This window comes from Streptomyces sp. NPDC001156 (assembly GCF_053598275.1).
In genome coordinates this window covers 1-13,049 of sequence record NZ_JBSFJX010000084.1, presented here as the reverse complement: position 1 = coordinate 13,049, position 13,049 = coordinate 1, and the positions used below count along the sequence as shown (strand labels likewise).

Genomic DNA, 13,049 nt, shown 5'->3' with positions numbered 1-13,049 from the left:
TCACAGCACCTTCGCAGTGATGTGGCAGTCCGGCGAGTAGAGGACGGGCATGGCCACGGCCGCGCCCTTGGTCCAGATCTGCACCGGGTCGTCCTTGCCGCCACGGGTGATGATCAGGCCCGGGGCGTCCTCGCGGGTGATCTGCAGGTTGCCGCCCCGCGACAGCACCAGCGACTCCGCCGTGGTGCCGTACAGGGTCTGCCCCCACTTGGAGCGGTCCGGGGGCAGCATCACCCACCGGTCGTCGGGCAGGCACTTCGTGGACACGCCGTCCACGCGGACCTGCGCCCGGTACAGGGTGATCGGCGGCAGGCCGTAGTTGTCGCGGACCACGTTGATCTGCTGCGGGGTGAGCGACGCGGTCGGCGTGGTCGACGGGTTCACGCTGCCGTAGTAGGCGGCCCGGTAGGCGTTGTTGCCCGCCAGGTAGGAGTAGACGCGCCGCGAGGTGACGACCATCTCGGGCTGGGGCGCGCTGATCGAGTCGAGGTAGGTCAGCCAGCTCAGCTCGTCGGCGATGGCGTCGGCGGTCGGGTCGGACCACAGCTTCGCCGCGGTCGGCATGTTCGCCGCCGGGCACACCGAAGTCGACGTCGAGGGTCAGCCCGTTCTCCCCGGCGAGGGAGAACTTGCCGTCGGTGAGGACGTCGCCGGCGGCCAGCTCCAGACGGGAGTTGATGGCCTCGACGTGCCGTTCCACGTCGTCGTACAGCAGCTGCTCCAGGCGGGACGCGTCCTGGCCTCGGGAGGCCTCCTGCAGCAGCAGCTCGACCTCGCCGACCAGGAGCTTCTGGCCGAGGGAGGGCAGCATGCCCTGCGTGGACGTCTGCCACGCCTGCCGGTCCGAGAACGGCACGGAGGCGTCGAACGCCCGGTACTTCGCGGCGTTCACGTAGCGGCCGGTGTTCTTGATCCGCCACATGACGTCCTGTACCGACACCTTGGCGAACACGGTCTGGGTGAGCAGGAAGTCGGCGGGGGTGGGGATGTAGCGGGCGAACGTGGTCAGGTCCGCCGTGGTGACGTCCTTGATCAGGTCCTGAACAGACATCGTCGGGGCTCCTTACACGAACCGGATCTGGCAGCTGGCGGACGGGGCGACAGGGGCGACGACGATCGGCAGCTTCGCCGTCTTCACCGAGCCGTGCCACAGCAGGGCGGCCGGGACCTTCGTCTGCGCCGGCGCGAACAGCACCTCCGCGAACACGAACCCGGCCAGGGTCTGGCGGCCGTCGGCGGCGCCGGTGTTGTAGAGCCCGTACAGGCCAGAAGCGGTGATCTTGCCGACGGGGATGCCGGACAGGAACCGGCTGTAGGGGATGGCCGTGTCGGTGGACGGCACGTAGTGGGTGCCGGACACGAACGTGGACATGTCGAGGGTGATCGTGTCGACCTCGCTGGTGCCATGCAGGCTGGCAAGCCAGGAACGGTCGGCCGTCAGGTTCTGGGTGGTAGTGACCGGCTGAACGGTCATGAGTCCTCCCGTGGACGATCAGACGAGTGGGGCGGTTCGTCCGCTCACCTGGTGGTGGCGTCGTCCACGAGAGGGGGCGTGGTCCCCACAGGTCCGGCCTTAACCCGCCGGTGGGAAGTTCAGGAGCCCGTCAGGAAGCCGCGCTGGCGGGCCATGTCGGCGCCGTGCTGGCCGGGCTTGGGCACGTTCGCTCCGCGCGGCGGCGGCCCGCCCGCAGGGGACCCACCAGGGGCGGCAGCGGGCACCACAGCGGCGGCCTGCGCGAACAGCTCGGGCCTGCGCGTCTTCAGCGCCTGCGCGGCCTCGGTGACCGTGTCCTCGTCGGCGTCGTCGTCGACGACCAGCAGCAGCTCCGCATCCTTCAGGTCAGCGCCGGTGGCGCCGAGGCCGACGAGGACGGCGCGGCGTACCGCGGCCCGCTCACGGGCTACGGCCTGCGCCTCACGTGCGGCTGCTGCGGCGGTGGCTTCGGCGGCGGCCTGCTCGCGGCGCTCGACCTCGGAGAGCTGCGCGGCCTGCGCGTCACGCTGCTGCTGCACGAACGACGTCAGGTCGTCGGTCTTGGTGAAGCCGAGCGTCTCGACGAGGCGGCGGATCGCTGCGCGTTCGCCCTGCTGCTTCTCGCGGGCCAGCAGCCGGTTCAGGGCCTCCTGGTCCGGGACCTGCGCCGGCTGTACGGCCGGGTCGATGCCCGGTGCCGGGGGCTGCTGCTGGTTGGACGGGTCGGTGGGGTCCGCGCCCAGGATCGGGAAGATGGGGCGGCCGTCACGCCGGTAGCCGACCGGGGTACGGGGGTGGGGCAGCAGCCTGTCCATGCGGATCCAGTCCTTTGCAGCAGCGCCCCCGCGCCGTCGATCAGTGTAGCCACCCCCGCGCAGGCGGCTACTACCTATGCTGCGGCCATGGCCACTGACTCGCCGATCCCATCGTGGGAGAACGCACTCACGCCCGAACGCCGGGCCTTGGACTTCGTGCACTCCGCTGTCGACCAGATCGAACAGCTCGTGCCGCTACTCCCCTACGGGCACGGGCTGGACGGCGTGCTCCGGGTGGCGTGCATCGAGTCGTTCTTCGTCAACGTGCGGCTCGTGGCCGAGTTCCTGACGAAGGGCCTCGACCCCAAGGACTGGCGGGCCCCTGACTTCGTGCCCGGCTTCACGAGCCAGGACACCGCCGCGATCGACCGGCTGAACGATGCGTGGATGCTGGCCAGCCGCCACGTCATGCACCTGAGCACGAAGCGCACCCCTGACCTGGCCGACATCGAACCGGTGACCGCCGAGCAGATCCAGCGCATGGCGCGGGACTGCCGGGCGGTCTACGACGAGTTCCGGGCACAGCTGCCCTGACGGTCAGCGCGGGCCAGGACCTGCCTCGCCGATGAACCCGGTCGCGCCGGGCGGCTGCAGCGAGGTGGGCGGCATCGGCTTCTGCGCGGGCGGGCTGGTCGGCGGCCCCGGCTGCGGCACCTGGCCGGGCTGGACGAGGGGCACAGTCGGCGTCGGGTCGGCTTCGGGCAGGCCCAAGTATTCGCGCACCGCGCTGTTGTCGCCGGTCGCGTCCGCGAGGCGGGCGGCCTGGTCGAAGGCCCGCTTCTGGATGCGTTCGATCTCCTCGGCTACGTCCTCGATGGGGTATCCGGCTTCCTGCAGCATCCGGACGGCGGTCTCCAGGGAGAACACGCCCGCCGCGTACCCGGAGGTGACGTCGGCCAGGACGGTGGTGCGGTCGGTGGGGGTGTGCGCGCCGAACACCAGGCGTGCGGGCAGCGACTCGCCAGCGGGCCACTCCTGCCCGGCCTGGTGCAGGCGCTGCACCATACGCAGCAGCAGCTGGGACTTGTTCCGAAGCTAAGGGCCAGACACTGTCGACAAAGGCATTGGTTCCCACTGCCGTCAGTCAACACGATGCCACTGACATCCCTGCGGCGACCAAGGCCGCCGCAGGCCGCGCGTCCGGTCCCGCCGAAGACGTCATCGGGGCCGTGCGCCTCAGGGAGCCAGGCTAGAGCGGCTACGAAGACTGGGCGACGGTTGAGGTTGGAGGTGGAAGAAAATACCCATTCACACTCACAGGGGATGTATGAGGCTCCTGGTCAGCGGTGACGCCGGCCAGGAGCCCCTTGCTGTTATTCGCCTACGTCAGCCGTCGTTCTCCGACGACGGGATGTAGGCGCCCGGCACGTCGTTCGGCGCGAAGACCTCGGTCTCGCCGGGGTACGGCTTCGTCCACTCGTGCGTCTGGTACCACGTGAGGTGGTTCATCTGCGCGGGGTTCGCGTAGTCAGGAACCGCGTTGGGGCCGGTGAGCCGCTGCTGCGACTTCCAGTCCTCCCACTTGTCCGCGAGCGCCTCCTTGTCGGCCGGCACCTTCGCGGACGGCACGGCCGCCGCATTGGGGTCCTGCGGAGCAGGGGTGTCCAGGCCGCAGGACGGCGCGGTCTTCACACCGTCAGTCAGCGAGGTCCGGTTGGGCAGCGCGGTGAACGGTGTGTAGTCCGCGTGCTGGGTGAACGCCCCACGCATCGGGCTGGCCGCGCTGTCCTTCTGGTTCATCGGATGGATCCCGAGGATCTGCTCGATGGTGCGGATCATCGTGATCTGCGAGTAGTAGTGGCTGTCGACCGTGCCGTGCTGGGCCCAGGGGCTGATGATCTGGATCGGGGCACGGTGGCCGTCGACGTGGTCGAGACCGGCCTGGGAGTCGTCCTCGACGACGAAGATCGCCGAGTCCTTCCAGTACTCGCTGTGCGAGATCTCGTCAACGATCCTGCCGACGGCGAGGTCGTTGTCCGCGACCTGAGCGGCCGGGCCCGCCGAGCCACCGGTGTGGTCGTTGGACAGCCAGAGCATGTTCAGGTTCGCCGGACCGTTCTGCTCGAAGTCCTGCTTCCAGATCTGCTCCTTGTAGATGTCCGGCACACTGGTGTCGAACTTGGGGAAGCCGGGCACCGACACGTCGTTGAGCGACGGGATCGCCGAGCCCACGTTAATGGGGTAAGCGGTCTTCTGCCCGGTCGCGTCCATGGTCTTGGCGTCGCAGTACAGGTTCTGCCAGCTCGCCCCGGCTGGCTTGCTCTCGGACGACTGGAACTCGCCGTAGTCCTTCACGGAATTCCCAGCGGCCTGCGCACCGCTCCAGAGGAAGCCGGACTTCTGGTGGCCGAGAGCGTCGTCCTCGGTGTCGTAGCTGCGCTCGTACTCGCCGGCCGAGGACTCGGTGTACTCGGGGTTGTCGGCCTGCATCAGCCAGTTGTGGCCCTCGGCGGAGTTCGTGCCGATGTCGTACGTGTTGTCGTACAGCCCGAACTGCTGGGCCAGCGCGTGCTGGTTCGGCGTCACGTTCTCGCCGAACTGGGTCAGCGACGCATCGCCGTTGCCCTGCGGCATGTCACCGTAGACCTGGTCGTAGGTCCGGTTCTCCTTGACGATCATGAAGACGTGCTTGATCGTCGAGGGGGCGCCGAGCTTCAGCGGGACCGGTACCGGCTTGGCGTCCTCCGCGCCATCGGTCAGCGTGACCGAGCCGCCGTGCCAGCCGTTCTGGCTGAAGACCTTGCCGGTCTCGGACTTGATGACATCGTCGCTCGGCAGCGTGAAGTGCTGCAGGCTCGACGTCGTGTCATGGGTGCCGTGCCCGGCCTTGATGGTGGGGCGGCGGGCGTCGATACCACGGGTGTTGGAGACGACCACCTCGTTGCCGACGGTGGCGATCTCCGCCGGGAAGTAGTCCGTCGGGAGCAGGCCGACGTAGCTGACCGGCTCCTGGGCAGACGTGTACCGGTACACGGCGACCGCGTTGGCGCGGCCGAGCGTCACCAGCAGGCGACCGTCGTCGGAAAGCGTCACCGCGTTGAGCTCGTAGCCCACCGACGCCTCCGGCCACGGCTGGGTGGCGATGGTCTGCACGACCTTGTCACTGGCGGTGTCGATGACCGACACGTCGTTGCTGGCGGTGTTGGTGACGAACACCGCCCCGTTCTTGGCGTACAGGGCGGTCGGGTGCAGACCGACGTCGATGCTCGCGGCGGCGGCAGCCGGGTTCGCCAGGTCGATGACGCTGACCGTTCCGGTGGTGGTGGCACCGGTCTTCGGGTCGGCCGGCACCTGGGTACCGTACGAGTTGATGGTGGTGTCGCCGGGCTGCGCCGGACGGCCGCCCTCGTTGCTGACGTACAGCTTGCTGCCGACCTTGACCATGCCGCGCGGGGCGTTGCCGACGGCCCAGCTCTGCTGGATGGCCCCGGTCGCCGCGTTGATGGCGACCACCCGGTTCTGGCCGTTGACCGCGGAGTACACGGTGGAGCCGTCGGCCGAGAACACCGGCTGACCCACCAACGCGTGCTTGGAGCCCATCGCCGCGATCTTGACGGTCTTCGGGTTGGCGAGGCTGCCGTCCGGGTTCACGGTGAACTTGGTGTAGCCGTCGGTCTGGCCCAGCCACAGCTGCGAACCGTCGGGCGAGTACGTGGGGCCTTCCTGGCCCACGTCGTTGCCCTTGATGCGCAGGTCCGCCGCCGCGTTATTGCCGACGAGCTGCTGGACCTGCCAGTTCTTCAGGTCCACGATGGCGAGCGCCATTCCACCGTCGGTGATCGAGGCCGCGACGTGAGTGCCGTCCGGGCTGACCGAGGACGACATGATCTTGCCCTGGTTGATGACGAGGCGCTCGCCGAACGGGCTGATGTACTGGTCGGCGGAGACGACCTGGCCCTGGTCGGTGGTCTGGCCGACCTGGTCGGTGCCGAACTGGTGCGTCTGGGCGACAGCGGTGCCCGTGACGGCGAGGGCGACAGCGATGCCCGCCGCCGTCGCCAGAGAGGTCCGGCGGCCGACGCGTCTACCGAAAAGGCTGAACTGTGCCTTCTCGCTTATCCGACGCTGCCGTGTTACCTGCATGGAATTAGCCCTTCGAGGTGGTGGAGAGCAGTTCGACGTTGCCGTCGAACTGCCACAGCGGGTTCGGCGCGTCCCCGGTCGGGGTGCGCACCAGGAAGTAGCCGTTCACTTCCTTCGGTCCGTCGCCGTCGGCCACGAACCGCCCGTCTGCGGTGATGTCGAGCTGGTAGATGGCCGTCCCCACGGGCTCGACGTCGGGGAGATGCCAGGAGACGACGCAGCGCCAGTCGTTGCCCGCCCCAGCGGCACCGGCTGTGACGCTGCCCTTGGCGCACGCAGCCGTGGCCTTCAACTGGGCTTCGGTGACGGCGGGGCGGTGGAGCTGCTGGGTCTGCATCCGGTAGAGGTGGGCGAATGCCGTGGCGACCGACCGCTGCACCTTGTCCTGCTCGATTCCGGAACCCATGGACGGAGTCGCCCCGGCGACCACCGCGACGGTGAGGGCGGCCAGTCCGACCAGCGGCAGGAGTCCCGTAGTGATCGCGCGGCGCCCCGAACCGTCATAGGCCAGGTTGGTGAAGTCGCGCCGAAGGAAAAGCAGGTACGCCAGTGCTGTCGCGAGCACGGCCCACACCAGACTGACCACGATGCCGATCAGCAGCGGCCCAACCTGTGCTGGGCTGGTGAACAGACCGTTCCAGGCGATGAAGACGTAACTGGGCAGGGCGAGACGTACGGCCACGGGCAGCGGCAGCATCTGGGCGAGCTGCATCGCGAGCGCGACGAGCACGGGCAGCAGCAGTCCCATCGGGGACCGCCCCAGCAGGACGGACCCGAGCAGTCCGATCGCGGCGAGGGCCAGGGTCGGGGCGAGTACGCAGACCCAGGCAAGCAGGACCTTGCCGGCGGCGTCCGCCTGCGTCAGCAGGTGGCCGTCGAGGCCGACCAGCGGCTGGTCGCCGACCGCCACGAACCCGCCGACCACGCTGGAACAGGCCAGCCCGGCCACGAGCAGCCCGATGACAGTGACGCTGGCCAGTGCCTTCGCCGCGAAGATCCGCCTGGGCGACCGGATTGCAACCAGCAGGTGTCGCCAGGTGCCGAGCCGGTCCTCGGAGGCGAACACGTCACCCGCGACCACCGAGGTCAGCAGCGGCAGCGCCCAGGTGCCCGCGAAGCCGAGCATCACCAGCGGTCCGGCCCACCCCGTGGCGTGCATCCAGCGGCCGAAGAGGGTGTCGGTGGGCAGCGTGCTCTGCTGGCTCACCGCGGCCACGAAGAGCCCCGGCGCGATCCAGCAGGCGAGGACCAGCAAGCGGATCCGCCATTGCGAGACCAACTTGACCAATTCGAAGCGGTAGACGCGCGGCACCGAGACGCGGAGGGTAGAGACAACGTTGTCGACGGTCGCGGTCATCGGCTGGCCTCCTGCTGTTCGGTGAGGGCAAGGAACGCGGCTTCGAGCGGCGACACCACGGGTGCGAGCTCGCGCACCGCGATGCCCGCGCGCACGAGCCGCACCACCAGTTCGTCGAGGGCAGGCACCAACGCGCGCACGACAAGCACCTCGGCGGCGTCGTGCCGAGCCCCGGGATCGTCGACGACACGAATCCCCGCCGTGTCGATGGCCAGTCGGCGGGCGGCCTGCGGGTCGGAGGTCAGCAGCCGGTAGTCGAGTTCACGGTTCTCGGCGGCCAGCTTGCTCAACGGGCCGGAGAAGACGAGTCGTCCGGTGGCGAGGATGGTGACCTCGGAGCACAGTGCCTCCAGGTCGTCCATACGGTGGCTCGAGAGCACGACGCTGGTTCCGTCCGCCGCGAGCCGGGTGAGGACACCGTGTACGTGTTTCTTGCCGACCGGGTCGAGGCCGTTGGACGGTTCGTCGAGCACGAGCAGCCGGGGCTTGGTGAGCAGGGCGGCGGCGAGTCCGAGCCGCTGCCGCATGCCGAGGGAGAAGCCGCGCACCCGGTCGTCGGCGACATCGGAGAGTCCTACCTGGTCGAGCACGTCGTCGATCCCGGCGGACCGCGCGTCTCCGCCGCGCAGAGCGGCCAGCGCGGCGAGGTTCTGCCTCGCGGTGAGCGAGGGGTACAGACCGGGCCCGTCCACGAAGCCGGCGACACCGTCCGGAGCGGCGAGCGACCGTCCGACCGGCTTTCCCAGCATCTCGAGGCGGCCGCTGTCGGCCACGGCCAGACCCAGCAGGAGGCCGAGCAATGTCGTCTTGCCGGCGCCGTTCGGTCCGACCAAGCCGTGAATCTGCCCCTGCGTCACATCCAGATCGATGCCGTCGAGTGCGACGACGTCGCCGAAACATTTGGTGATCCCGCGAGCCCGGACTGCGAGGAGTGTGTCCATGAGTGCCTTCTTCCAAAACCTTCGAAAACTTAAGGTCGGCACTCAACGCAGGCAGGACAGCCGGATGAACGATCATGGAATGAGAGAGGTCCGGCATCCGCCGCTCCGACGCCCCGCCGATAGCCATCGAGACTTCGACGAGCACGTTTTCGCTGGCCGGATCACAGCGGTCATTGGGCCATCAGACACCTGCGACCGCGAACATCGCCGGCCGGTGACTCGCCCTCACGACAAGACGTCAGCCAGTCCGCACGTAATGAGCAGCCGGCATCGAGCGAGACTTGGGCACGCCTGAACGCATCGCTGCTGGAACAGTTCTGCGCGCAGGCATCAACGAGGGCCGGGCCCACTGGCGCCGACTGCCCCGGTCGATCCGGGCGGAGGCAGCTGGGTGGGTGGCTGGGGCTGCGCCGGGTGCGGGCTGGTAGGCGGCTGATCCTGTGTGCCGGGCTGGCCTGGCTCCACGAGCGGCACCTTCTGCACGGGGTCGGCTTCGGGCAGGCCCAGGTATTCGCGGACGGCATTGTTGTCGCCGGTGGCGTCGGCGAGCCGGGCGGCCTGGTCGAAGGCACGCTTCTGGATGCGTTCGATCTCCTCGGCGATGTCCTCGATCGGGTATCCGGCTTCTTGCAGCATGCGCACCGCGGTCTCCAGGGAGAACACGCCTGCCTCGTAGCCGGAGGTGGCGTCGTTGAGGACGGTGGTGCGGTCGGTGGGGGTGTGCGCGCCGAACACCAGGCGTGCGGGCAGCGATTCGCCGGCGGGCCACTCCTGCCCGGCCTGGTGCAGGCGCTGCACCATGCGCAGCAGCAGCTGGTACTTGTGGTTGCGGGCCAGGCGCAGTGCTCCGACCAGGGAGTCTAGCGGGCCCAACGCGACCTGCAGCGAGTACCCGTTGGGCAGCTTGGCCGGGTCGAGGCTGCCGAGCCCGGCCGCGGTCAGCCGGGTGTTCGCAGCGAGCCGGTCCAGCAGGTGGTTGATGCGCTGGCGGAGCTCGGCCAGCTGCGCCGAGGTGTCCAGGGTGTCCATGCGCCCCGAGTCGGACAGCTGCCACACCGTGCCCGCCTCCACACGTACCGGCAGGGGCTGCCCGGTGGAGCGGTCGATAGGCAGACGGGCCCCGGCCAGCGCCACGATCGGCGTGCCCGTCGTCGCCGAGGCGGAGGCGCTGTCGGTGTCAGTGGCGGCCAGCTCGTCCAGCAGCTGCAGCACCGTCGCCAGGCTGGACTTGCCCCAGTGCTCGCCGACGTCGGGGATCGTGTTCGGGACGTGCACCACGGGGATGAAGTCACACATCAGGTCCAGGCGGTCCAGGACCTCCCCATCAGAGCGCACCCGGAAGGCGGCCTTGTCCAGCGGCAGGGAGAACACATTGTGGGCGCGGCCCAGGTCCTCCAGCAGCCATTCGGCATCCGTGAGGTAGCACGTGGTCGACGAGGGCCTGCCTGGCGCCCACAGGTAGGTGCGGGTCACCGTGCCGGTGACCGGGTCGCGGGTGTCGCCGACCGTCAGCACCGGGTCGCCGTCCGCGCCGACCACCTGCTCACGGATGGCACGCCCGTCGATGCTGCCCGGCGAGGTGGCCGGCCCGATCGGGCCGAGCTCGTACGTGATGCGCCGCACCCGCGCCTTCAGCCCGCGTACAGGGTCGGCGGCCAGCTCCCACGCGAAGTGCACACGCGACGGGTATTCGGCGGAGTCCTGCTCGCCCTCGTCCCACTCCGGGAAGTAGAACCCGGGGTCGTAGGTGCGCAGCAGCACCCGCCGCTTGGACGGCTCCCACGCCAGCGTGTAGACGCCATCCCCGCAGCGCACCGCGCACCGCTCGGCCTGCTGGATCCGCAGCGCCAGCAGCTCCTTGCCTGCCCACGCGCGCAGCTTGTCCTGCAGGTCGGCGGCGGCCCGGTCTTCGGCGGTCGGCTTGTCCTGCTCGGCGTGGTCGGCGCCCGGCACCACGATGGTCTGCTCCGCGCCCAGCAGGTGGCCGAGGGTGGTGTCGATGAGCTTGGACGGGTCGCCCAACTCACGGCGCTCCACGCCGTGGTGGTCGCCGGTGACGGCGGCGAGCTGGCCGGCCTGGTTGGAGTCGTAGGCGGCGAGGAACTTGTAGGCGGCCAGGCGGCGCAGGTCCTCGGCGGGCACCCACGAGTTGTTCAGCTCGGGGAACGCGTGGTGGCCTGGCCGGGTCGGATCGGCCATGGCCTGCTTGTAGTTCAGCCACGACCAGGCGTCGATGAGCAGTTCACGCAGGTGCCTCACGGGTGCCCCTCCAGGCGTGCAAGGCCCCGCGCCCGCGCCGACCAGGATACGCGGGACGGCAATGCGCCCCTTCGGCCTTGACGAGCCAGCGGCTTTGGGAGAGTACAACTCCAACACACCCGGTTCACAGGTCCTTCGCAAGGAGAACACTCGATGAGAACAGGCGTCGCCGCTGCGGTCATGGTCGGTTCCGGCGCGTTGCTCACCGCCTGCACGTCGTCCCAGACACCTGCTGCTGCGCCTGTCGTCCGCTCGGTCTCCTCGCCGACATCAGCCGCGAGCAGCGCGCCGCCGCCGGCGGCGGGCGCGGGTGCGGGCGCGTGCGAGATCTACCTGTACGGGCATGCCGCACGTGCCGAGGTGCGCAGCGGGGGATCCGATCCGGCGGGCCAGTGCAGCAGCCTGGCCTCGTCCCTGTCCGGCGGTGGCAGCTTCTGGACGACGCAGGCCGTCGCCGTGCAGGGGCTCGTACCCGCGGTATGCGCCGTGCAGAAGAACGGCGTCGTGGTCGTCGTCCGCGACACCGGCAGCCAGATATTCGGGCAGAGCGTGTGCAGCGACTTGCTGCAAGCCGGCTGGCGGGAGGACTCCGCGGCCGAGCAGACCGCGCGGGGGCAGGACCAGGCGGTGGTGGAGGCGAGCGCCCAGGCCAGTACGCGGGCGGCGAACCAAAGCGCGGCGCAGGACGCGCTTGAGACTCTCCAGGGTTCCAACAGCGGCTTCAGCAACGCCAAGTCGGTGCGCGCCGACGTCGAGACCGCCGACAAGGACCTGGCCCAGTTGCGTGAGGACGCCAAGGGCGGAAACGGCGATGACTGCTACAACGTGGAGAACGTCGTCGGCTACGACGCAGAGAACGTCGTCGGCTACGACGTCACTTCCACGGCCAGCTACGACGTCGATCAGGAGCAGCAGGGGATCAAGGGCCTGCGGGACCAGATCACCGCCCTTCAGGACGCGCAGGCAGCCCTCACCGTTGCCGGGCAGCCCCCGCTTGCCGGTGCCAGCGCGGCCATCACCACGGCGAAGTCGCACATCGCCACCGCGATCACCACCACGAACAAGGCGATCGACCACCTCAACGGCGACATGAAGACCGCCTACGGCATCGCCAACACGCTCGGCACCGGCGACTGCGCCAACAGCGGCCCCGGCGAGGTGCCGGAGGGGCTGTCGCACATCTCGTGAACGAAGTGCGGCTCGCCCCGAGTTAGGAATCTGCGGAGGGCAACCCAAGTACAGGTCAGGCACGTGCCAGGCTGGTGCGCGTCCATGCAGCACAGTGATTGGGGAAGCCATGGAACTGACCCCGCGGGAAGCCATGGAACTGAACGCCGAGCGCGCGCGGTTGTACGAGGAGCTGAACGAGGAGCGCGAGGAACAACTACGCAAACTCCGAGGCGAGATCCAACTCGTTGAGAACAGGTTCAGAGGTGAATTGCGGACTCGTACCGAGGAAGCAGAGCGAGCGATCAAGGCCCGCCGTCGCACTGTGCTGGTCCCGCCGGGCCCTGATCCTGACTGCTACCACTCCAGCGAATCGCCGTGCGGCTACGTCAACGACAAGTACCTTTCGATGACCGAGCGGGAGGCGATACAGCGGGGCCTGAAGCGGCACGCCTACGGGTGCAAGTACCTGTAGCCGCTGCTAGGGCCTGCTTGACGTTGTGATCAATCTTCGGGCTCCGTCCCCGGCCGGGGCAGGATCCGGTAGGACGCTGAGCGTGACGTGCAGGCAACTCACCGACACGCTCATACGGGCCGAGGGCCCCGCTGTCAATCCCCTCGAAACGTGGAGGACTTCCCTATGCTGCTCGGTCCTTCTGGTGCGAGCGTGACCGGGCTTCGGTGATGGTTCGTTCGAACTCCACCGGAGGTAGTCCGCCGGCCGCGCTGTGTCGGCGGCGTGTGTTGAAGAAGTCCGCGATCCAGGTCGCGATCTTCAGCCGTGCCTCGGCTCGGGTGGCGAAGCGATGCCGGTGGACGTACTCGACCTTGAGCACGCTGTGGAACGATTCCGCGGCCGCGTTGTCCAGGGCCGAGCCCACGCGCCCCATGGACTGCACCACGCCCAGGCGGTCACACAGGCTGTTGTACGCCTCACTCGTATATTCCGAACC

General features: G+C 69.0%; 12 protein-coding genes and 1 pseudogene. 3 read left to right on the top strand and 10 right to left on the bottom strand.

Features of this window, described 5'->3' with window-relative positions; genetic code table 11:
* From ACWDA7_RS30610 to ACWDA7_RS30595, 4 genes and pseudogenes are all read right to left on the bottom strand, one after another.
* A complete protein-coding gene (locus tag ACWDA7_RS30610; protein WP_450608214.1) occupies positions 1-564 on the bottom strand; it encodes a major capsid protein in 564 nt (187 codons plus the stop codon).
* Between the two features lie 64 nt (positions 565-628).
* Positions 629-1,051, bottom strand: a pseudogene (locus tag ACWDA7_RS30605) (major capsid protein); the annotation flags it as partial.
* A 12-nt stretch (positions 1,052-1,063) separates the two neighbouring features.
* Positions 1,064-1,474: a head decoration protein gene (locus ACWDA7_RS30600; RefSeq protein ID WP_450608212.1), complete on the bottom strand. Its 411-nt coding sequence runs from the start codon at positions 1,472-1,474 to the stop codon at positions 1,064-1,066.
* Positions 1,475-1,593: 119 nt separating this feature from the next.
* Positions 1,594-2,289 carry a hypothetical protein gene (locus ACWDA7_RS30595; RefSeq protein ID WP_450608210.1) on the bottom strand — a complete coding sequence of 232 codons (696 nt, stop codon included), beginning with the start codon at positions 2,287-2,289 and terminating at the stop codon, positions 1,594-1,596.
* A gap of 87 nt (positions 2,290-2,376) precedes the next feature.
* Between ACWDA7_RS30595 and ACWDA7_RS30590 the strand changes: the two genes are divergently transcribed.
* A complete protein-coding gene (locus tag ACWDA7_RS30590; RefSeq protein WP_450608209.1) occupies positions 2,377-2,823 on the top strand; it encodes a hypothetical protein in 447 nt (148 codons plus the stop codon).
* Between the two features lie 3 nt (positions 2,824-2,826).
* Here the strand turns inward: ACWDA7_RS30590 and ACWDA7_RS30585 are convergent, their stop codons facing one another.
* The 5 genes from ACWDA7_RS30585 to ACWDA7_RS30565 all read right to left on the bottom strand — a co-directional run bounded on the left by ACWDA7_RS30585 (position 2,827) and on the right by ACWDA7_RS30565 (position 10,929).
* Positions 2,827-3,294 carry a hypothetical protein gene (locus ACWDA7_RS30585; protein WP_450608207.1) on the bottom strand — a complete coding sequence of 156 codons (468 nt, stop codon included), beginning with the start codon at positions 3,292-3,294 and terminating at the stop codon, positions 2,827-2,829.
* 321 nt (positions 3,295-3,615) lie between these two features.
* Positions 3,616-6,372, bottom strand: coding sequence for an alkaline phosphatase family protein (locus ACWDA7_RS30580; RefSeq protein ID WP_450608205.1), 2,757 nt, complete (start codon positions 6,370-6,372; stop codon positions 3,616-3,618).
* 4 nt (positions 6,373-6,376) lie between these two features.
* Positions 6,377-7,729: an ABC transporter permease gene (locus ACWDA7_RS30575; RefSeq protein ID WP_450608203.1), complete on the bottom strand. Its 1,353-nt coding sequence runs from the start codon at positions 7,727-7,729 to the stop codon at positions 6,377-6,379.
* Positions 7,726-8,670 carry an ABC transporter ATP-binding protein gene (locus ACWDA7_RS30570; protein ID WP_450608201.1) on the bottom strand — a complete coding sequence of 315 codons (945 nt, stop codon included), beginning with the start codon at positions 8,668-8,670 and terminating at the stop codon, positions 7,726-7,728. Before ACWDA7_RS30570 ends, ACWDA7_RS30575 begins: the two co-directional genes overlap by 4 nt.
* A 330-nt stretch (positions 8,671-9,000) precedes the next feature.
* The gene (locus ACWDA7_RS30565; protein WP_450608199.1) at positions 9,001-10,929 is read right to left on the bottom strand and encodes a hypothetical protein; all 1,929 of its coding nucleotides are present in this window, start codon (positions 10,927-10,929) and stop codon (positions 9,001-9,003) included.
* A 153-nt stretch (positions 10,930-11,082) separates the two neighbouring features.
* On the opposite strand from ACWDA7_RS30565, the gene ACWDA7_RS30560 reads away from it, so the two are divergent.
* Positions 11,083-12,117 carry a hypothetical protein gene (locus ACWDA7_RS30560; RefSeq protein WP_450608197.1) on the top strand — a complete coding sequence of 345 codons (1,035 nt, stop codon included), beginning with the start codon at positions 11,083-11,085 and terminating at the stop codon, positions 12,115-12,117.
* Between the two features lie 109 nt (positions 12,118-12,226).
* Entirely contained in the window at positions 12,227-12,571 is a 345-nt protein-coding gene (locus tag ACWDA7_RS30555; protein ID WP_450608195.1) for a hypothetical protein, read from the top strand.
* Positions 12,572-12,734: 163 nt separating this feature from the next.
* On the opposite strand, the gene ACWDA7_RS30550 is transcribed toward ACWDA7_RS30555, so the two are convergent.
* Positions 12,735-13,049, bottom strand: a 315-nt coding sequence (locus tag ACWDA7_RS30550) for an integrase core domain-containing protein (RefSeq protein WP_450608193.1), incomplete at its 5' end; no start/stop codon positions are given.

Coding starts and splice junctions, on each gene's coding strand:
- ACWDA7_RS30610 (WP_450608214.1), bottom strand. CDS start 564: ATGCCGACCGCGGCGAAGCTGTGGTCCGACCCGACCGCCGACGCCATC.
- ACWDA7_RS30600 (WP_450608212.1), bottom strand. CDS start 1,474: ATGACCGTTCAGCCGGTCACTACCACCCAGAACCTGACGGCCGACCGT.
- ACWDA7_RS30595 (WP_450608210.1), bottom strand. CDS start 2,289: ATGGACAGGCTGCTGCCCCACCCCCGTACCCCGGTCGGCTACCGGCGT.
- ACWDA7_RS30590 (WP_450608209.1), top strand. CDS start 2,377: ATGGCCACTGACTCGCCGATCCCATCGTGGGAGAACGCACTCACGCCC.
- ACWDA7_RS30585 (WP_450608207.1), bottom strand. CDS start 3,294: ATGGTGCAGCGCCTGCACCAGGCCGGGCAGGAGTGGCCCGCTGGCGAG.
- ACWDA7_RS30580 (WP_450608205.1), bottom strand. CDS start 6,372: ATGCAGGTAACACGGCAGCGTCGGATAAGCGAGAAGGCACAGTTCAGC.
- ACWDA7_RS30575 (WP_450608203.1), bottom strand. CDS start 7,729: ATGACCGCGACCGTCGACAACGTTGTCTCTACCCTCCGCGTCTCGGTG.
- ACWDA7_RS30570 (WP_450608201.1), bottom strand. CDS start 8,670: ATGGACACACTCCTCGCAGTCCGGGCTCGCGGGATCACCAAATGTTTC.
- ACWDA7_RS30560 (WP_450608197.1), top strand. CDS start 11,083: ATGAGAACAGGCGTCGCCGCTGCGGTCATGGTCGGTTCCGGCGCGTTG.
- ACWDA7_RS30555 (WP_450608195.1), top strand. CDS start 12,227: ATGGAACTGACCCCGCGGGAAGCCATGGAACTGAACGCCGAGCGCGCG.